Source organism: uncultured Pseudokineococcus sp., from assembly GCF_947495735.1.
Classification (GTDB): domain Bacteria; phylum Actinomycetota; class Actinomycetes; order Actinomycetales; family Quadrisphaeraceae; genus Pseudokineococcus.
This window is the reverse complement of record NZ_CANMAA010000021.1, coordinates 28639-47855: the sequence shown is the minus strand read 5'-3', so window position 1 is coordinate 47855 and position 19217 is coordinate 28639. Positions and strand designations below refer to the sequence as shown.

Genomic DNA, 19217 nt, shown 5'->3' with positions numbered 1-19217 from the left:
GGGTGGACGGCAGCCCGGTCATCGTGCGCCTCGGCAGCGCGGGCACCGCCACGACCCCGGCCCCCCCCCCCACCCCCCCCCCCCCCCCCCCCCCCCCCCCCCCCCCCCCCCCCCCCCCCCCCCCCCGGGCCCCCGGCCGGGGGGGGGGGGCCCCCCCGCCCGCCCCCCCGCGGGGGGGGGGGCCCGGGGGCCCCCCCCGCCCGGCGAGACGGGGGCGCCGGGGCGCCCCCCAGCGGCAGAGTGCCGACGCAGTGCGCCCGAAGCCGCCCCTCAGCGACGAAGTGCCGACGCAGTGCGCCTGGGGGGGCGCTCCTCAGCGCTGGCCGGCGACGGCCGCCCGGCGGGAGTCGTCCCGGATCTGGCCGACGAGCTCGGAGAGCACGTCCTCCAGGGTGACGATGCCCACGACGGCGCCCGCGGCGTCCCGCACGGCGGCGAGGTGCGCGCCGTCGATCTGCATCGTCCCGAGCACCGAGCGGAGCGCGGCGTCGGCGGGGACCTCGGGCAGCGGGCGCACCCGAGCGGGGTCGATCGGCTGCTCGCGCCGGTCGGCGTCCGTCTCGAGCAGGTCCTTGACGTGCACGTAGCCGTGCAGCGCGCCGTCGCCCCCGCGCAGCGGGAAGCGGGAGAAGCCGCGGACGGCCGTCTCCTCCGCCTGCGCCGGGGTCACGCCCACGGGCAGGGACGTGACCCGGTCGAGGGGGATCATCACCGAGGACACGTCGTGCTCGTCGAACTCGAGGGCCTCCAGCAGGAGCGCGCCCTCCCGCTCGTCGATCAGGCCGCCCTCGCGCGACTCCGTGACCAGGCCCGCCACCTCGTCGCGGGTGAACACGCTCGTCACCTCGTCCTTCGGCGTCACGCCGAAGGCCCGCAGGATGAGGTTCGCGGTGCGGTTGAGCAGCCAGATGAGCGGGTGCAGCACCCGCACCACCAGGACGAGCGGCGGCGCCAGGACGAGGGCGGCGCGGTCCGGCCCGGCGAGCGCGATGTTCTTGGGAACCATCTCGCCCAGCACCACGTGCAGCAGCGTGACGATCGTCAGGGCGATGGCGAACGCGACCGGGTGCAGCAGCGCCTCGGGCAGGCCCGCCGCCTCGAACGGCACCTCGATGAGGTGCGCGATCGCGGGCTCGGACAGCGCGCCGAGCAGCAGCGAGCAGATGGTGATGCCGAGCTGGGCGCCCGCCATCATCAGCGACACGTGCTCCATGGCGTGCAGGGTCGTGCGGGCGGCCCGCGACCCCTCGGCGGCCCGCGGCTCGATCATCGTGCGCCGCGCCGAGATCAGCGCGAACTCCGCGCCGACGAAGAAGGCGTTGAGCGCCAGCAGCAGCGCGGTCAGCGCGAGTCCCAGCCAGTCGCTCATCGCGCCTCCCGCCCCTCGTCGTCAGCGCCCGGCCGCGAGGCGCCCACCGGCGCCCCCGCAGCGGGCTGGCCCTCGCCGCCCTCGCGGGCGTCGTCGTCCTCCTCGGCGCCCTCGGGCACCAGGAGCTCGACGACCACCTGCTCGATGCGGTGCCCGTCCAGCGCGGTGACCTCCAGGGCGATGTCCTTGGGCGGGCGTCCCGGCGCCTCGTCGGCGCGGACGACGACCCGGTCGCCCAGCACGGGCAGCCGCTCGAGGTTCAGCGTCACCAGGCCGCCGAGGGTGTCGTAGTCCTCGTGCTCGGGCACGACGGCGCCGAGCAGCTCGGTGGCCTCGTCGGGGCGCAGGCTGCCGGCGAGCTGCCAGCGCCCGTCCGCGTCCGGCGGGACGGGCTCCTCGTCGGTGTCGTGCTCGTCGCGGACCTCCCCGATCAGCTCCTCGACGAGGTCCTCGAGCGTGACCAGCCCCGCGACGTCGCCGAACTCGTCGACGACGACGGCCATCTGGAGGCCGCCCTCGCGCAGCCGGTCCAGCAGCGCGTCCAACGGCACGGTGTCGGGCACGTGCACGGCCTCGGCCATCACGTCCCGCACGGTCGTCGTCGCCCGCTGCGCGAACGGGACGCCGAGGGCGTGGCGGACGTGGACGATGCCGATGGCCTCGTCGTGCTCGTCGTCCAGGACGGGGAAGCGGGAGTGGCCGCTCTCCGCGGCCGCGTGCAGGACGTCGGCCACCGTGTCGTCGAGGTCGCTGGTGTCCATCAGGCCCCGCGGCGTCATGACGTCGCGCGCCCGGCGGTCGCCGAAGGCGAGCGAGCGCTGGAGCAGGTCCGCCGTGTCCGCGCGGAGGGTGCCCTGGTCGGCGGAGTGGCGCACCAGCCCGGCGAGCTCCTCGGGCGAGCGCGCGGACGCGAGCTCCTCCTGCGGCTCGAAGCCCAGCACCCGCAGGATGCGGTTGGCCGCCCCGTTGCACAGGCGGATCACCGGCCCCGTGGCGCGGGTGAAGCCGCGCATGAAGCCGTTGACGACGCGCGCCGTGCGCATCGGCTGGGCGATGGCCAGGTTCTTCGGGACGAGCTCGCCGAAGATCATGGTGAGGACCGTCGCGATGACCAGGGCCAGGACGGTGGCGACGCCGCTCGCGGCGGACTCGCCGAGGCCGAGGGACTCCAGGGGCCCGTCGACGATGTCGGCGATCGCCGGCTGCGACAGGAAGCCGATGGCGAGGTTGGTCACGGTGATGCCGAGCTGGGCGCCCGACAGCTGCGTGGACAGGGTGCGCAGCGAGCGCAGCACCCCGCCGGCGCCGGGCTCACCGGCGCGCGAGGCCTGCTCGACGGCGCTGCGGTTCACGGTGACGAAGGCGAACTCGGCGGCCACGAAGGCGCCGCACGCGAGGACGAGGCCGGCGGCGAGCACCAGGAGGAGGACGTCGACGATCACGCGAGCCCCCCGGTGCGGGTCCGGTCAGGGGCGGTGTGCGTCGACGGGAGGTCGGAGCGGCGGGCCGCGGCCCGCGGGGAAGGTGCCCGTCGCGCGACGGTCGCGCGTCTGGAGCCCTTCCCGGTCGTACTGTCCCGAGCGTCGGATGGTGCGGCGCTCATGGTCTCCTCTCCTCGCGGCTGGCGGCCCGCGGGCGCGGGCCGGCGCGAGGGTCTCCCCGCGCGCAGCACCAGTGTGGGGCCTGGCGCGCGCGGACGGCGCGGTCGGCCCCCAGGTGGCCGGTGCCGGCGCCCGAGGGCACCCCCCGAGGAGGGGGCTGCTCCCGGCCGCGGGGGCCGCGGCCGGGAGGGGCGCTCAGCCGAGGAGGTCGTGCCGGACGACCGACTGCTCCCGGCCCGGACCGACGCCGACGACCGAGATGCGCGCGCCGGACATCTCCTCCAGCGCCTCGACGTAGCGCTGGGCGGCGGGCGGGAGGTCGTCCCACTCGCGCGCGCCGGAGATGTCCTCCGACCAGCCCTCGAGCTCGGTGAGCACCGGGCGGGCGTGGTGCAGGTCGGTCTGCGTGGCGGGGAGCTCGTCGAGGGTGCGCCCGTCCACCTCGTAGCCCGTGCAGACCGGGATGCGCTCGAGGCCGCCGAGGACGTCGAGCTTGGTGAGGACGAAGTCCGTGACGCCGTTGACCCGCGCGGCGTAGCGGGCCACCGGGGCGTCGTACCAGCCGCAGCGGCGCGGACGGCCCGTCGTCGTCCCGAACTCCGCGCCGGCCTGGCGCAGCGCCTCCCCCTCGGCGCCGAGCAGCTCGGTGGGGAAGGGGCCCTCGCCGACCCGGGTCGTGTACGCCTTCACCACGGCGACCACGCGCGAGACCCGCGTGGGCGGGATGCCGGAGCCCGTGCACGCACCGCCGGCCGTGGCGTTCGACGACGTCACGAACGGGTAGGTGCCGTGGTCGACGTCGAGCATCGTGGCCTGGCCGGCCTCCAGGAGGACGGTCTTCCCCGCGTCCAGGGCCTGGTGGAGCAGCAGCCCGGTGTCGGCGACCATCGGGCGCAGGCGCTCGGCGTGCTCGAGCAGCTCGTCCACGACCTCGTCGACCTCGACGGCGCGGCGGTTGTAGACCTTCACGAGCAGGTGGTTCTTCAGGTCCAGGGCCGCCTCGACCTTCTGGCGCAGGATGCTGGCGTCGAAGACGTCCTGCACCCGCAGGCCGACGCGCGACATCTTGTCGGCGTAGGTCGGGCCGATGCCCCGCCCCGTGGTGCCGATCTTCCGCGAGCCGAGGAAGCGCTCCGTCACCCGGTCCAGGATCCGGTTGTACGGCGGGATCAGGTGGGCGCTGGAGCTCACCAGGAGCTTGCCGGTGTCCACCCCGCGCGCCTCGAGGGCGTCGATCTCCTCGAAGAGCACCGCGAGGTCCACGACCACGCCGTTGCCGATGACGGGCGTGACGCCCGGGGTGAGGATGCCGCTGGGCAGCAGGTGCAGCGCGTACTTCTCGTCGCCGACGACGACCGTGTGGCCGGCGTTGTTGCCGCCGTTGAACTTGACGACGTAGTCGAGGCGCTCGCCGAGCTGGTCGGTGGCCTTGCCCTTCCCCTCGTCACCCCACTGGGCTCCGACGAGCACGATGGCGGGCATGGGGACGCACCTGCTTCCAGACGGGGAGGGACGAGCGGGGCGGCTCCGTCGGAGCCGACCGGGGCGCGAGGCTACCGCGCGGCGCGCGGGCGCCCCCGGCCGTCCGGGACGGGACGCCCGCACCAGGACATCAGCACCGGGACGTCAGCGCACGCACGTCCTGGCGCCGGGACGTCGGCCTCGGACGTCCTGGGGCCCGGACGTCAGCGCTGGGGCAGGAGCTCGACGGGGGCCTGGGCGTCGCAGTCGGCGAGGAAGCCGGCGCAGCGGTCGGCCTCGTCGGTCTCCCCGACCGCGGCCGTGGCCCGCGCCAGGGCGGCGAGGGCGCGCAGGAAGCCGCGGTTGGGCACGTGCGAGTACGGGACGGGGCCCGCGCCGCGCCAGCCCGCCCGGCGCAGCGCGTCCAGCCCCCGGTGGTAGCCGGTGCGGGCGTAGGCGTAGGCCTGCACGACCTCGCCGTCGGCGAGCGCGTCCTCGGCCAGGACGGCCCACGGGAGGCTGGCCGCCGGAGTCCTCGCCGCCACCTCGGAGGCGTGCTGGCCCTGGTCGAGGGCGCGGGCCGCGGGCTCCTCGAGGTCGCCGGGCAGCAGCGTCGCCGGCGGGCCGCCGAGGAGGTCGCGGCCGTCGCGCGAGGGGGGCGTGGGTGCGCTCATGGCCGCCAGTGTGGCGGACCGCGCGGGCGGGCCGCTCCCCCGATCGGGTCCGCCCCGACCGCTCGGCGGGCGTGGGCCTCCGGCGCGTGGGTACCGTTCCGCCGTGATCGCGACCGCCGGCGCCCCGGCCAGCACGCAGGCCGTCGGCGGCGGCGGAGACCCGCGGTGATCGAGCTCTCGACCACCGCCACGGCCGTCGTCCTCGTCGTCTCCGGCGACCTCGACCTCTCCGCGCGCCACGAGTTCCCGGAGATCGTCGCCCGCGTCAGCGGCCTGCGGCGCCAGCTGCTGGTCGTCGACCTGTGCCGGGCCACGTTCCTCGACTCGACGGGCGCCGCGTTCCTCATCTCGCTGGCCGACGCGACCTCGCGGCGCGGCGGCGTCACGTCCCTGCGCGGCGGGGACGACCGCACCCTCTACGTCCTCGAGGTCTGCGGGGCCCTGGACATGTTCCGCCTCGTCGACGGCCACCGCTGCGAGCCGGACCAGGCCCCAAGCCCCTGGGCCGCCTCCCTGCGCTGAGACCGCCCGTCCCGCCGACGCGGTCGGCGGCGGGGCGAGCGCCGCGCAGCGGCGGCGGCGTCAGGGGGCGTCGGGCAGCCGGGCCCAGACGGTCTTGCCGGCGCCGGAGTGGCGCCATCCCCAGTCCGACAGCCGCGCGACGACGTGCAGCCCGAAGCCCCCGGGGCCCTCGCGCCGCTCGGTGACGACCCCCGGCGGCGAGGGGTTGGAGTCGTCGACCTCCAGGAGCAGCCCCCGCTCGTCGTGCGCCAGGCGCAGGCCGACCGGGCCCCACCCGTGGAGGACGGCGTTGGCGACCAGCTCGGAGGCGACCAGCTCGGCCTGGGCCGTGCTCGCCAGGCCCCAGAGCCGGCCCACCTGCCCCACCTTGCGGCGGGCGCGGGCGACCGAGCCGGGGTCGCCCGGCAGCTGCCAGCGCCGGCGGCGCGGGCCCGGCCGCACCGCCGCGCGCCCGGGGACGCGGACGACGACGACCGCGAGGTCGTCCTCCGGGGCGTCCCCGAGGGCCTCCAGCAGGTGCTCGCCGGTGCCCGCGGCGTCGGTCCCCCAGCTCGCCTCGCAGGCGGCCACCAGCGCGTCCACCCCGTCGCGCAGCGAGCGCGCGCGGCGCTCGACGAGCCCGTCGGTGCACAGGACGAGGACGTCGCCCGGCCCCGCCTCGACGACGGCGGTCGTGCGCGGGCGGTCGCCCACGCCGACCAGGACGCCCTCCCCGCCCTCGAGCGCGCGGGCGCGCCCGGCCTGCACGAGCACGGGAGGCAGGTGCCCCGCGCGCGACCAGGAGACCTCCCACGAGCCGTCCCCGAGGTCCTCGAGCCGGGCGTACAGCAGGCTCGCCGAGCGCCGGATGCGCATCCCCGTGACCAGCTGGTCCACCCGCATGAGGACGGTGCCGGGCTCCTCCTGCTCGTGCGCGTAGGCGCGCACGACCGAGCGGAGCTGGCCCATGGCGGCGGCCGCCTCGATGTCGTGGCCCACGACGTCCCCCACGACCAGGCCCACGGCGTCGGGGCCGGGCGTCATGACGTCGAACCAGTCCCCGCCCACCTGCGCGTGGTCGCTACTCGGCGCGTAGTAGGACCAGACGTCCAGGTTCGGGACCGCGGGCTGCTCCGGCAGCATGCTCCGCTGCAGCGCCTCGGCGAGCAGGTGCTGCTGCTCGTGCAGCCGCGCGCTGTCCAGCGAGAGCCCCAGCCGGCGGGCCGCCTCGACGAGGAGGTCGACGTCGTCCTCGGCCAGCCCGCCGCCCTCCCCGGCGTCCTGCGCGCCGCGGTCCCCGACGACGAGCAGGCCGAGCACCCCCTCGCGGCCGGGGACGGGCACCGCGAGCGCCGGTCGGCCGGGCCCGGCGCCGACGGCGACCTGGTCGAGCGCCGCCGCGAGCCACCGCCCCACCGGGGGCTGGGCGCCCGGCGCCGCCGGGTCGGCGGCGGGCTCCGCGGGGTCGTCCAGCCGCAGCCGCACGGGCGCCGTGGCCTCGCCCAGCGCCTGCGCGGCCAGCGGGTCGTCGCGCCGGCGCGCGTCGGGCGGGGGCAGCGGCGCCACCGGGGGCAGCGCGTCGACGCCCGAGGCGGCCGCCAGGCGCAGCCCGCCCTGCTGCAGGACCACCGCCGACCACGGGACGAGCCGGTCGAGCACCCGGGTGAGGCGCGCGAGCGCCCGCCGGGTGTCGAGCTCCGCGACGGCCTCGGCGACGTCGGCCAGCAGGACGAGCCGCGCCCGCGCCGCGGCGGCGGAGCGCTCGGCCTCCACGCGCGCCGTCACGTCCACCTGGACGCCGACGCGGTGCACCAGCCGCCCGTGCTCGTCGTGGACCGGGGAGACCGAGACCTCGTTCCAGAAGGGCGTGCCGTCCCGGCGCACGTTGCGGAGCACGACGGTGACCGGCTCGCCGGAGGCCATCCCGCGGCGCAGCCGCTCCAGCGCCTCCGGATCGGTCGCCGCGTCCTGCAGGAAGCGGCAGTTGCGACCGAGCGCCTCCTCGGGCGGGTAGCCCGTGACGCGGGTGAAGGCCCGGTTGACCCACACGAGCGGGTCGCCGTCCTGGCGCGGGTCGCTGACGACCACGGGGACGTCGGTGGCCAGCGCCGCGACCGCGGCGAGGGCCGTGGCGGACGGGTCGCCGCCTCCCCCCGGACCGGCCGACCGGCCGCCCCCGAGCACCGGGTTGACCACGCGCGGCTCCGATCGTCTAGCGTGACCGTCGTTCCGCGGCATGGCCTGCGGCAGCACCGGGAGAGCAGGTCGGAGGGTCTCGATGTCGGGTGACGGTAACACCGGGGCACCGCCCCGAGCGGGCGTGACGACGGCGGGCGGCGAGGACGCCGACGCCGGGTCCGTCCACGTCATCATGGGCCGGACCAAGACCCGGATCGTCCTCACGGGCGAGATCGACGCGCTGGTCAGCCCCGACCTCGTCGAGGCCGCCGCGGAGGCCGAGGACGCCGGTCGCCCGGTGGAGGTCGACGCCCACCACGTCACCTTCATGGACTCCACGGGCGTGGCCTTCCTGGCCCGACTCGCCTCGCGCTCCACCACGCGGCTGGTGCTCATCCGCCCGCCCGACGTGGTGCGCTTCCTCATCGAGGTCACCTCGATCAACGACCTCCTCGACGTCGTCGACTCCGACCCCGGCGTGGACGACTCGGTCCCCGAGGAGTCCCCCGACGACGACACCGACGGCCCCGCCGCCGCCTGACCCGCCGCCCTCCGCGGGGCGCCCTCGGAGGCTGAGCACGACCGCGCCGGGCGCGGAGGCGGGCAGCCCCACGAGCAGGAGGGCGCCCGGGCTCGACTGCCGCTCCCGGTCCCGGTCGGGCCCGATCGGCCCCGATCGGCGGGCCACCCCGGACGCGGTCCCGAGGTCGGTCCCCACGCCCCGCGTGACGTGGTCGTCCGCCGTCAGCCCCACCAGGGCGCCCGCGACGACCGCGATGAGCTCCCACGCCCCGGCGCGGGGGGCGACGTCCCCGCGCCAGGCGCGCCCCCGCGGCGGGGCAGACGCACGAGGGCCCCGACCGCCGCGGCGGTCGGGGCCCTCGTGCGTCGCGGGCGGGCGTCAGGACAGCGAGGTCCCGGCGCTGCGCAGGCCCTCGCAGGCCTCGACGACGCGGGCGGTCAGGCCGGCCTCGGCCGCCTTGCCCCACACGCGCGGGTCGTAGGTCTTCTTGTTGCCGACCTCGCCGTCGACCTTCAGCACGCCGTCGTAGTTCTTCAGCATGTGGTCGGCCACCGGGCGGGTGAACGCGTACTGGGTGTCGGTGTCGATGTTCATCTTGACGACGCCGTGGTCGACCGCCGCGCTGATCTCCTCGGGCAGAGAGCCGGAGCCGCCGTGGAAGACGAGGAGGAAGGGCTTCCCGTCGCCGCCGGTCTGGTGCTCCTGCGCGACCGCCTCCTGCGCCTGCCGGAGGATCTCGGGGCGCAGCTTGACGTTGCCGGGCTTGTACACGCCGTGCACGTTCCCGAAGGTCAGGGCGGCCATGTAGACGCCCCGCTCCCCCAGGCCGAGCGCCTCCGCGGTGGCGAGCGCGTCGTCCGTCGTCGTGTACAGGTGCTCGTTGATGTCGTTGGCGACACCGTCCTCCTCGCCGCCGACGACGCCGATCTCGACCTCGAGGACGATCTTGGCAGCGGCGGCCTTCTCGAGGAGCTCGGCGCCGATGCGCAGGTTCTCGTCGAGCAGCACGGCCGAGCCGTCCCACATGTGCGACTGGAACAGCGGCTCCTGGCCCCTGTCCACGCGCTCCTTGCTGAGGGCGAGCAGCGGTCGCACGAAGGAGTCGAGCTTGTCCTTCGGGCAGTGGTCGGTGTGCAGCGCGATGTTCACGTCGTACTTCGCCGCGACGACGTGGGCGAACTCCGCGAGCGCGGTCGCGCCGGTGACCATGTCCTTGACGCCCTGGCCGGAGAGGTACTCGGCGCCGCCGGTGCTCACCTGGACGATGCCGTCGCTGCCCGCCTCGGCGAAGCCCTTGATGGCGGCGTTGAGCGACTGGCTGCTCGTGACGTTGATGGCCGGGTACGCGAAGGAGCGCTCCTTCGCGCTCGTGAGCATCTGCGCGTAGACCTCGGGGGTCGCGATGGGCATCTGGGGCCTCCTCGGGCGTGGTGCGGCGTCGTGGTGCGTGCTCGGGCCCGTCGCCGGACCCGTCGTCGGTCGGCCCGCTCCCCGGGCCCTCGTGCTCGCCGCGATCCTTCCACGCCCGGGGAGCGCCTCACCCGCCCGGGACCTGCCCGAAGACGTGGCGCCGCACCCACGCGTGCAGCGCGATCGCCGCGGCGGCGCCCGCGTTGACCGACCGCGTGGACCCGGCCTGGTGGATGGCGAGGACGGCCTCGCAGACGGCGAGGGCCCCGTCCGTCAGGCCCGTGCCCTCCTGGCCCAGCAGGAGCACGACCCGCTCGGGGAGGTCGGCGGTCTCCAGCGGCACCGCACCGGGCGTGTTGTCGACCCCCAGGACGGGCAGGGCCTCGCTCGCCGCCCAGGCCGCGAGCGCGGCGGCGTCGGCGTGGTGGTGCACGTGCAGGTAGCGGTCGGTGACCATGGCGCCGCGGCGGTTCCACCGGCGGTGGCCGACCACGTGCACGCCGGCGGCGTTGACGGCGTTCGCGGTGCGGACCACCGAGCCGACGTTCAGGTCGTGCCGCCAGTTCTCCACGGCGACGTGCACGCCGGCGCGGCTGCGGTCCAGGTCGGCGCGCACCGCCTCGACGCTCCAGTACCGGTAGCGGTCGACGACGTTGCGCCGGTCGCCGTGGGCGAGCAGCTCGGGGTCGTAGCGCTCGTCGGAGGGCCACGCCGCCGGCCCCCCGGGCCAGGGCCCGACGCCGACGACGCGCTCGTCGTCCGCGCCGGCACCGGCGGGCGGCGTCGCGCCCACCGGTGCCCGGCCGCGGGTGCTGGGGCGGTCGCCGGTCAGGCGCCGATGCCGAAGAGGCTGAGGCCGGGGCCGACGAGCAGGCCGACCACGATGAGGACGACTCCCCAGAGGATCTGGCGGCGGACGAGGGAGACGACGCCGGCGATGATGAGGACGACGCCGAGGATCCAGAGCAGGGTGGCCATGAGGACCTTTCCAGGGTCAGGGGAGGGTCGGGCGCCGCCGTGGTCCGCGGCGCCAGAGACGGTAGGGGCCCCGGGCCGGGCGCGCGCGCCGGCGACCCGTCGCCTCCGGGCGCCCCAGCCCTGGTGCCCTGCGTCCCGCAGCGGGAGCATGGCCCCATGAGCAGCGACGGCGCGGGGCCCGCGGAGATCGAGTGCTGGCTGACCGACATGGACGGCGTCCTGGTGCACGAGGGCCACGCGCTGCCCGGCGCCGCGGACTTCCTCCAGCGCCTCGTCGACCGCGAGCGGCGCTTCCTCGTGCTGACGAACAACTCGATGTTCACCCCCCGCGACCTGCGGGCCCGCCTGGCGGCCTCGGGCCTGCAGGTGCCCGAGGAGTCCCTGTGGACCTCGGCGCTGGCGACCGCGGAGTTCCTGTCCCAGCAGATGCCGGGCGGCTCGGCCTACGTGATCGGCGAGGCGGGGCTCACCACCGCGATCCACGAGGCCGGGTACACGATGACGACCTCCTCCCCCGACTACGTCGTCCTGGGCGACACGCGCACGTACTCCTTCGAGGCGATCACCACCGCCATCCGGCTCATCGACGGCGGCGCGCGCTTCATCGCCACCAACCCCGACCCCACGGGCCCCTCGGCCGAGGGGCCCCTGCCCGCGACCGGGGCGGTCGCGGCGCTCATCACGCGGGCCACGCGGCGCGAGCCCTACGTCGTCGGCAAGCCCAACCCGATGATGTTCCGCAGCGCCATGAACCGGATCCAGGCCCACTCGGAGACCACCGCGATGGTCGGCGACCGCATGGACACCGACGTCGTCGCGGGCATCGAGGCCGGGCTCGCGACGACCCTCGTGCTCACCGGGTCCACGCGCCGCGAGGACGTGGACTCCTACCCCTACCGCCCGACGCGCGTCTGCGAGTCGATCGCCGACGTCGTCGACCTGGTCTGAGGCGCTCGCCCCGGCTACCGCGCGTCACCCGGGGCGCCGGTTCCGCACGCGGTCGAGGGCGCGTCACCCGACCGAGCACGTGGAGTGACGGCGTCCGACCCGTCGTCGGCGGCCGGGGGCGAGTACCGTCACAGGCAGTTCATCTGCCGTCCACCCGCTGGGCACGGGCCCGACGCCCCACCGGCACCGGGAGTCCCTCATGCGCCTGACCGTCCATCCCCGCGCCCTGCTCTGGCTGCTGCTGCCGATCGCGGTCCTGCTCGTGCTCGCGAGCTTCTCGGCGACGCTCGTCGGACTCGCCTCAGCCGGCACCGACCCCTTCGTGGGGTACGAGCGCCTGATGGCCGCGCTGGCCGTGGACGCGGAGACCACCATCCCGGCGTGGTTCTCGGTCAGCCTGCTCCTCCTCTGCGCGCTCCTCCTCGTCGACGTCGCGCGGACGACGCGTCTCGAGGGCAGCCGCTGGCGCTGGCACTGGGCCGCTCTGGCTGTCGTCTTCGCCTACATGTCCATGGACGAGGGGAGCCGCCTCCACGAGACAGGCAGCTCAGTCCTCGAAGCAGCCGGGATCGACACAGGTCTGCGCTTCGGGTGGGTCGCCTTGGCCATCCCGGTGATGCTCGTGTTCCTCGTGCTCATGATCCCGTTCCTCCTCGCCCTTCCCCGTCGCACCGCCCTCCGGTTCGTCCTCGCGGGCACCGTCTTCGTCGGCGGCGCCGTGGGCATGGAGTTCGCCGGAGGGTGGGCCTGGGACACCGCGGGCGAGCAGAGCGCCCTCTACGCCGGGATCTCCAGCGTCGAGGAGCTCCTGGAGATGGTGGGCGCCATCCTCTTCGCCTGGGCCGTGGCCGACCACCAGCGTCGCCACCTGGCGGCCGCGGCGGCCGTCGACGGCCGCGCCGCAGCGGGCTCCGCGCCCCAGGGCGCCTCCGCGGCGCCCGTCCGCGCCGCGTAGTCCCCCCGGCGGACCTACGCGGAGGGGCGGTCGGCCTCGCCGGAGCCGCCGAGGCCGAGGTCGTCCTTGGTGAAGACGGCGAGGTAGTCCAGGCCCTCGGCCTCGATGCGCTCGCGGGCACCGGTGTCGCGGTCGACGAGCACGGCGACGGCGAGGACCTTCGCGCCGTGAGCGCGCAGCGCCTCCACCGCGGTCATCACCGACCCGCCGGTCGTCATCGTGTCCTCGACGGCGACGACGTCGCGGCCCTCGACCCCCGGGCCCTCGATCTGGCGCTGCAGGCCGTGCGCCTTGCCCTGCTTGCGCACGACGAAGGCGTCCAGCCGGCGGCCCCGGGCGGCGGCGGCGTGGAGCATGGCTCCCGCGACGGGGTCGGCGCCCATCGTCAGGCCGCCGACGGCGTCCGGCGCCAGCCCGCGGCCGTCGAGCAGCTCCAGCATGGCGCGCCCGACCAGGGGCGCCGCCTCGTGGTGGAGCGTGATGCGCCGCAGGTCGACGTAGTAGTCGGCCTCCGCGCCGCTGGAGAGCGTGACGCGCCCGTGGACGACGGCGCTCTCGCGGACGAGGGCGAGCAGCCGCTCGCGGTCGTCGCCGGCGTCGTCGACGAGGGAGGGGGCTGTCCGGGTCTGGTCCACAGGCGGTCACGCTAGCGAGGCCGTCCACAGCCGCGGCGGACCTCCTCGCGCGGCGCGGCCCCGCGCACCACGGTCGGGGCATGGACCCGACGCAGACCGCACCAGGGGCCGACGGCGACCGCGACGGCGCAGCCGCCGCGGCCCACGCGCCGCCCGAGCAGGACGTGCCGCCCGAGCAGGACGAGCGCTTCCGCCCGGTCGTGCCGGCCGGGGCGCCCGACCTCCTCGCCCGGCGGACGGCCTCGTGGCTGGTCCCCGCGCTCGTCGCCACCGCGCGCCGCCTCGAGGCCGCCGGCGAGGACCTCCACCCGCCCGCGCCGCACCCGTCCCTCGCGCTGGCCGTCCTCGAGGCGGTCTGGACCCCGCGGGTCGACGCGGCCACCACGGACCGCGTCGTCCGCCGCTTCCGGGAGAGCCACCCCCCGGGGGCCGGGGCCGACGTGCTCGTCGCGGCCGTCCGGGACGCCGGAGGCGACGAGGCCTGGGCGCGGGCCCGTGCCACCCGGCACCGCGCCCGTCCGGCGCTCGACGCGCCGCTCAAGGCGACGGCCGCCCGGGAGGGGGCGCAGGTGCTCCTCGACCACGGCATCCGCTCCTGCGAAGAGCTGGTGGAGCTCCTGGACGCGGCGCGGGCGGAGCCCGACCCGGCGGCGCAGGACCCCGACGCCTGGCCCACCGCGGAGCAGGACCTCAGCCGCGACCCGGCGCTGCGGGCCGCCCGCGACCGCTGGGACGCCGTCCGGGCGGCGTGGCGCGCCGTCCCGGGGCAGGCGTCCGGCCGCTCCTGGCACCGGCTGCTCGTCCTGGCGGGCGCGCAGCGCGTGGTGCCCGACGACGACGTCCGCCGCTTCGCGTCCCGCTGGCACCGCGGCCCGCGCGCGGCCGCGGCCGCGGCGGGGCGCAGCGCCCCGCCGCGCGCCGGGAGCGCGCCCGACGTGTGGGTCGCCGCCCGCCTGCTCGACCTGGCCGCCGACCTCGCGCAGGCGTCCCCGCGGGAGGTCGACCACCTCGCGTGGCGCGGGGAGCTGCTGCGCACCGGCTCGCGGCGGGGTGCGGGCGCCGCCGACCCCGTCGCCGGCGCGCTCGTCGCCCCGTGAGCACCCCGCGGCCGGGGGCGCCGAGGAGGTGGTCAGCCCAGCTCGACGACCACGGGCGCGTGGTCGCTGGCGCCCTTGCCCTTGCGCTCCTGCCGGTCGATCTCGGCGCCGGTCACCCGCGCCGCCAGCGCCGGGGAGCACAGGGCGAAGTCGATGCGCATGCCCTCGCGGCGGGGGAAGCGCAGCTGCGTGTAGTCCCAGTAGGTGTAGGTGCCCGGCCCAGGGGCGTGCGGGCGCACCACGTCGGCGTACCCGGCGTCGACCACGGCCCGGAACGCCGCCCGCTCCGGCTCGGAGGTGTGCGTGCTCGTCGCGAAGACGGCGGGGTCCCAGACGTCCTCGTCGGTCGGGGCCACGTTCCAGTCGCCGCAGAGGGCGACCTGCGCGTCGGCGTCCTCCGCCAGCCACGCCGCGCCGGCGTCGCGCAGCCTGGCCAGCCAGTCCAGCTTGTAGGCGTAGTGCGGGTCCTCGAGCGCGCGCCCGTTCGGGACGTACAGGCTCCACACGTCGACGCCGCCGCACCGCGCCCCGAGCGCGCGGGCCTCGGCCTCGGAGCCCTCCCCCCAGCCGGGCTGGCCCGGGAAGCCGACGCGCACGTCCTCCAGCCCCACCCGCGAGAGCACCGCGACGCCGTTCCACTGGTTCAGGCCGTGGTGGGCCACCTCGTAGCCGGCCTCGCGCAGCCGCTCCTCGGGGAACTGCTCGTCCTTGCACTTGGTCTCCTGCAGCGCCACGACGTCGACGTCGCTGCGCTCCAGCCATGCCACGAGGCGGTCGACGCGGGCGCGGACGGAGTTGACGTTCCAGGTGGCGATGCGCACGGACGGCGACGCTACCCGGGACGTCCGGGGCGGGCGCCGCGCCGTCCGCGGGGCGCGGCGGGCGGCTGCGGAGCCGACCGGCCGTGGCGCCGGGCGGTCGGCGCACGAGGGCCGGGCTCACGAGGGCCCGGCGCACGAGGGCTGGGTACGGTGCGGGGCATGGCGACGGCACTGGTCACGGGCGGCACCTCCGGCATCGGGGCGGCCTTCGCGAGGCAGCTGGCCCGCCGCGGCCACGACCTGGTGCTCGTCGCGCGCGACGCCGCCCGCCTGGAGGAGGTCGCCGCGGACCTGCGCGGCAGCGGCGTCCAGGTCGAGGTGCTGCGCGCCGACCTCGCCGACCGCGTGGACGTCCAGCGGGTCGCCGACCGCCTCGAGGACGCCGGTCGCCCGGTCGACCTGCTGGTCAACAACGCCGGCTTCGGCCTGGCGTCGCGACTGCTGGACCCGGACACCTCCGAGCAGGAGCGCGCCCTCGACGTCATGGCCAAGGCCGTGCTGGTGCTCGGCGGCGCGGCGGGGCGGGGCATGCGCGCCCGCGGGCGGGGCGCCGTCCTCAACGTCTCGAGCGTCGCCGGCTTCGTCACGATGGGCGGGTACTCCGCCGTCAAGGCGTGGGTGACGGCCTACTCGGAGAGCCTGGCGGGCGAGCTCGCGGGCAGCGGCGTCACCGTGACGGCGCTGTGCCCCGGCTTCGTGCGCACGGAGTTCCACGAGCGCGCCGACCTGCACATGTCGAAGCTGCCCGAGCTCGGCTGGGTCGACGTCGAGGAGCTGGTGAGCACCGCCCTCGACGACGTGGCGCGCGGTCGCGTCATCTCGGTGCCCACGGCGCGCTACGCGGCTCTCGTGCACCTCATCCGCCACGCCCCGCGCAGCCTCGTGCGCCGTGGCTCGCGGGCGGTCGTCTCCGCCCGCAGCTGACCGGGGCGTCCCCGCGGGCGGGCCGACCGGGGGCAGACGCACCGACGGCCGTGGACCCCCCCGCGGGCCACGGCCGTCGACGACTGCTCAGCGCCCCACCGGAGCACCGTCCGACAGAGCGTAGGACTCCCCTGCTTCGAGCAACCACCCTCGAAGCCCTCTGCGATGTCCACACTTGTGTGGACGCGCGCGGCCCAGAGGGCCGCCCGCGCAGGTCGCTCGAGCGGCTGCGGCTCAGCGGTCGGTGACCCGCTCGCGGCGTCGCAGCACGAGCCCCGAGCGGTCGCGGCGACCCGAGCCGGCCTCGCCCAGCGGCTGATCCCCCGGTCGGTCGGGCGCCGTCCGCCCGCCGCCGGAGACCCCGTCAGCCGCCCGCCCGTCGCCAGCGCTGCGGTCAGCGGCCTGGTCGCCGGCCCCTTCGTGGTCGCCCGCCCCGGCACCGAGCGGCGCGGCGGTCAGCGCCAGCGGCTCGTGGGCGTCGGCGGGCTCCGGCCCGTCGACGTCCACGACCACGACGTCGCCGTCCCCGACCTCACCCGCGAGCAGGGCGCGGGCGAGGCGGTCGCCGATCTCCCGCTGCACGAGCCGGCGCAGCGGCCGGGCCCCGTACGCGGGGTCGTAGGCCTCGAGCGCCAGCCAGTCGCGGGCGGCCGTCGTGACCTCGAGGCCGAGCCGGCGGTCGGCCAGGCGCGCGGCCAGCCGCTCGACGGCGAGCCCGACGATCCGGCTGAGCTCCTCGGTGCCCAGCGGGTCGAAGACGACGACCTCGTCGAGCCGGTTGAGGAACTCCGGCTTGAACGCCCGGCGGACCTCCGTCATCACGGCCGCGTGCTGGTCCTCGCGCGAGCGCGAGGGGTCGGCGAGGTGCTGGCTGCCGAGGTTGCTCGTGAGCACGAGGATCGTCGAGCGGAAGTCGACCGTCCGCCCCTGGCCGTCGGTGAGACGGCCGTCGTCGAGCACCTGCAGGAGCACGTCGAAGACGTCGGGGTGGGCCTTCTCCACCTCGTCCAGCAGGACGACGCCGTACGGGCGGCGGCGCACGGCCTCGGTCAGCTGCCCGCCCTGGTCGTACCCGACGTACCCGGGAGGGGCGCCCACGAGCCGGGCCACCGAGTGCTTCTCGCCGTACTCGCTCATGTCGATGCGGACCATGGCGCGCTCGTCGTCGAAGAGGAAGTCCGCGAGCGACTTGGCGAGCTCGGTCTTCCCGACGCCGGTCGGCCCGAGGAAGAGGAAGGAGCCCGTGGGCCGGTCGGGGTCGCTGACGCCGGCGCGGCTGCGCCGCACGGCGTCGGAGACGGCCTCCACCGCGCGCCGCTGGCCGACGAGGCGCGCGCCCAGCACGTCCTCCATCCGCAGCAGCTTGTCCTGCTCGCCCTCCAGGAGGCGCCCCGCGGGGATGCCCGTCCACGCGGCCACCACGTCGGCGATGTCCCCGGCGCCGACGCGCTGGGCGACCATCGGCTCCTCGCCGCCGTCGTCCGCCTCGCTGGCCTCCGCCTCCGCGAGCTCGCGCTCGACCGCGGGGACGTCGTGGAAGCGCAGCCGCGAGGCCGTCTCCCAGTCCGTCTCCCGCACGGCGCGGTCGGCGTCCGAGCGCAGCGCGTCGAGCCGGGCGCGCAGGTCGCCGACCCGGTTCACGCCGCTCTTCTCCCGCTCCCACCGCGCGGACAGGCCGGCCAGCCTCTCGCGGCGGTCGGCGAGGTCGGCGCGCAGCCGCTCCAGGCGCTCGGCGGCCGCGGGGTCGTCCTCCGCGGCCCGGGACAGCGCCATCTCCTCCATCACGAGGCGGTCGACGGCGCGGCTGAGCTCGTCGACCTCGACCGGGGAGGAGTCCAGCTCCATCCGCAGGCGCGAGGCGGCCTCGTCGACGAGGTCGATCGCCTTGTCGGGCAGCTGGCGACCGGTGATGTAGCGGTCGGAGAGCTGGGCCGCGGCGACGAGGGCGCCGTCGGTGATGGTGACCTTGTGGTGCGCCTCGTAGCGCTCCTTGAGCCCGCGCAGGATCGTCACGGTGTCCGCCACGTCCGGCTCGCCGACGAAGACCTGCTGGAAGCGGCGCTCCAGCGCCGGGTCCTTCTCGATCCGCTCGCGGTACTCGTCGAGCGTCGTCGCCCCGACGAGGCGCAGCTCGCCGCGGGCGAGCATCGGCTTGAGCATGTTGCCGGCGTCCATCGCCCCCTCGGAGCCGCCGCCGGCGCCCACGACCGTGTGCAGCTCGTCGATGAAGGTGACGACCTGGCCGTCGGAGCCCTGGATCTCGGCGAGGACCGCCTTGAGGCGCTCCTCGAACTCCCCGCGGTACTTGGCCCCCGCGACCATCGCCGCCAGGTCGAGGGAGATCAGGCGCTTGCCGCGCAGCGACTCGGGCACGTCGCCGTCGACGATGCGCTGGGCCAGCCCCTCGACGACGGCCGTCTTGCCGACGCCGGGCTCGCCGATGAGGACGGGGTTGTTCTTCGTGCGCCGCGACAGCACCTGGACGACGCGCCGGATCTCCGCGTCCCGGCCGATCACCGGGTCGAGGCGCCCGTCGCGGGCCGCCTGGGTGAGGTCGGCGCCGTACTGCTCGAGGGCCTTGTAGGTGCCCTCGGGGTCGGGCGAGGTGACCTTCGCCGCCCCCCGCACGCGCGGCAGCGCGTCCAGCAGCGCCTCGCGCGTCGCGCCGCTCGAGCGCAGCAGATCCCCCGTCGCGCCGGTGTCGGCGGCCAGGGCGAGGAGCAGGTGCTCGGTCGAGACGTAGGAGTCCCCGAGCGCGCGCATCTCCTGCTGCGCCACGGGGACGGCGGCGAGGGCGCCGCGCGAGAGCTGCGGCTGCACCACGGTCTCGCCCGCGGTGCGGGGCAGCGCGGCGAGCAGACCGCGGGCCTGCTCGCCGACGCGGGCCGGCTGCGCGCCGACCGCCTCGAGCAGGCCGGCGGCGACGCCGCCGGCGTCCTCGGTGAGGGCGACGAGCAGGTGGGCGGGCTCCACCTGCGGGTTGCCGGCCGCGGCTGCGGCCTGGACCGCGGCGGTGACCGCCTCGCGGGTCCTCGTCGTGAACTCGGCGTCCAACGTCCACCTCCTGGTGCGCGCCGGGGGCCCGGCGGGTCTGACGGGGTGACGGCTCGGCCAGCCGGCCGTCCGTCGAGACTTGAGTCTA

At 76.6% G+C, this 19217-nt stretch carries 17 protein-coding genes; 6 read left to right on the top strand and 11 right to left on the bottom strand.

The features are described from left to right. Nucleotides 1-313: 313 nt before the first annotated feature. The 4 genes from Q0848_RS18055 to Q0848_RS18040 all read right to left on the bottom strand — a co-directional run bounded on the left by Q0848_RS18055 (nucleotide 314) and on the right by Q0848_RS18040 (nucleotide 5105). Nucleotides 314-1369 carry a hemolysin family protein gene (locus Q0848_RS18055; protein WP_299040093.1) on the bottom strand — a complete coding sequence of 352 codons (1056 nt, stop codon included), beginning with the start codon at nucleotides 1367-1369 and terminating at the stop codon, nucleotides 314-316. Next, nucleotides 1366-2811 carry a hemolysin family protein gene (locus Q0848_RS18050; RefSeq protein ID WP_299040092.1) on the bottom strand — a complete coding sequence of 482 codons (1446 nt, stop codon included), beginning with the start codon at nucleotides 2809-2811 and terminating at the stop codon, nucleotides 1366-1368. Before Q0848_RS18050 ends, Q0848_RS18055 begins: the two co-directional genes overlap by 4 nt. Before the next feature lie 354 nt (nucleotides 2812-3165). Then, on the bottom strand, nucleotides 3166-4452 hold the full coding sequence (locus Q0848_RS18045) for an adenylosuccinate synthase (RefSeq protein WP_299040090.1): 1287 nt from the start codon (nucleotides 4450-4452) through the stop codon (nucleotides 3166-3168). Nucleotides 4453-4655: 203 nt separating this feature from the next. Next, nucleotides 4656-5105 carry a DUF3151 domain-containing protein gene (locus tag Q0848_RS18040; protein WP_299040089.1) on the bottom strand — a complete coding sequence of 150 codons (450 nt, stop codon included), beginning with the start codon at nucleotides 5103-5105 and terminating at the stop codon, nucleotides 4656-4658. 165 nt (nucleotides 5106-5270) lie between these two features. On the opposite strand from Q0848_RS18040, the gene Q0848_RS18035 reads away from it, so the two are divergent. Then, nucleotides 5271-5627: an STAS domain-containing protein gene (locus Q0848_RS18035; RefSeq protein ID WP_299040087.1), complete on the top strand. Its 357-nt coding sequence runs from the start codon at nucleotides 5271-5273 to the stop codon at nucleotides 5625-5627. Nucleotides 5628-5687: 60 nt separating this feature from the next. Here the strand turns inward: Q0848_RS18035 and Q0848_RS18030 are convergent, their stop codons facing one another. Then, nucleotides 5688-7802, bottom strand: a complete 2115-nt coding sequence (locus Q0848_RS18030) for a SpoIIE family protein phosphatase (RefSeq protein ID WP_299040085.1) — start codon at nucleotides 7800-7802, stop codon at nucleotides 5688-5690. A gap of 82 nt (nucleotides 7803-7884) precedes the next feature. Here Q0848_RS18030 and Q0848_RS18025 point away from each other — a divergent pair, with 82 nt between their 5' ends. Further along, nucleotides 7885-8325, top strand: coding sequence for an STAS domain-containing protein (locus Q0848_RS18025; RefSeq protein WP_299040083.1), 441 nt, complete (start codon nucleotides 7885-7887; stop codon nucleotides 8323-8325). 360 nt (nucleotides 8326-8685) lie between these two features. On the opposite strand, the gene fbaA is transcribed toward Q0848_RS18025, so the two are convergent. The 3 genes from fbaA to Q0848_RS18010 all read right to left on the bottom strand — a co-directional run bounded on the left by fbaA (nucleotide 8686) and on the right by Q0848_RS18010 (nucleotide 10695). Then, nucleotides 8686-9717: a class II fructose-bisphosphate aldolase gene (gene fbaA / locus Q0848_RS18020; protein ID WP_299040081.1), complete on the bottom strand. Its 1032-nt coding sequence runs from the start codon at nucleotides 9715-9717 to the stop codon at nucleotides 8686-8688. A gap of 127 nt (nucleotides 9718-9844) precedes the next feature. Further along, nucleotides 9845-10510 (bottom strand): TrmH family RNA methyltransferase, encoded by a 666-nt coding sequence (locus Q0848_RS18015; protein ID WP_299040078.1) that lies wholly within the window; start codon nucleotides 10508-10510, stop codon nucleotides 9845-9847. 35 nt (nucleotides 10511-10545) lie between these two features. Next, the gene (locus tag Q0848_RS18010; protein WP_299040076.1) at nucleotides 10546-10695 is read right to left on the bottom strand and encodes a GPGG-motif small membrane protein; all 150 of its coding nucleotides are present in this window, start codon (nucleotides 10693-10695) and stop codon (nucleotides 10546-10548) included. A 156-nt stretch (nucleotides 10696-10851) separates the two neighbouring features. On the opposite strand from Q0848_RS18010, the gene Q0848_RS18005 reads away from it, so the two are divergent. Further along, a complete protein-coding gene (locus Q0848_RS18005; protein ID WP_299040074.1) occupies nucleotides 10852-11643 on the top strand; it encodes an HAD-IIA family hydrolase in 792 nt (263 codons plus the stop codon). A gap of 199 nt (nucleotides 11644-11842) precedes the next feature. After that, on the top strand, nucleotides 11843-12598 hold the full coding sequence (locus Q0848_RS18000) for a hypothetical protein (protein ID WP_299040072.1): 756 nt from the start codon (nucleotides 11843-11845) through the stop codon (nucleotides 12596-12598). Nucleotides 12599-12612: 14 nt separating this feature from the next. Here Q0848_RS18000 and pyrE read toward each other — a convergent pair whose 3' ends face one another. Next, nucleotides 12613-13233 carry an orotate phosphoribosyltransferase gene (pyrE, locus tag Q0848_RS17995; protein ID WP_299040071.1) on the bottom strand — a complete coding sequence of 207 codons (621 nt, stop codon included), beginning with the start codon at nucleotides 13231-13233 and terminating at the stop codon, nucleotides 12613-12615. Between the two features lie 80 nt (nucleotides 13234-13313). On the opposite strand from pyrE, the gene Q0848_RS17990 reads away from it, so the two are divergent. Next, entirely contained in the window at nucleotides 13314-14330 is a 1017-nt protein-coding gene (locus tag Q0848_RS17990) for a hypothetical protein (protein ID WP_299040069.1), read from the top strand. Nucleotides 14331-14362: 32 nt separating this feature from the next. On the opposite strand, the gene Q0848_RS17985 is transcribed toward Q0848_RS17990, so the two are convergent. Continuing rightward, a complete protein-coding gene (locus Q0848_RS17985; protein ID WP_299040067.1) occupies nucleotides 14363-15151 on the bottom strand; it encodes an exodeoxyribonuclease III in 789 nt (262 codons plus the stop codon). A gap of 159 nt (nucleotides 15152-15310) precedes the next feature. Between Q0848_RS17985 and Q0848_RS17980 the strand changes: the two genes are divergently transcribed. Continuing rightward, nucleotides 15311-16075, top strand: coding sequence for an SDR family oxidoreductase (locus tag Q0848_RS17980; RefSeq protein WP_299040066.1), 765 nt, complete (start codon nucleotides 15311-15313; stop codon nucleotides 16073-16075). Between the two features lie 234 nt (nucleotides 16076-16309). Here the strand turns inward: Q0848_RS17980 and clpB are convergent, their stop codons facing one another. Further along, complete coding sequence (clpB, locus tag Q0848_RS17975; RefSeq protein WP_299040064.1) at nucleotides 16310-19129, bottom strand: ATP-dependent chaperone ClpB; 2820 nt, start codon at nucleotides 19127-19129, stop codon at nucleotides 16310-16312. Nucleotides 19130-19217: the final 88 nt, after the last annotated feature.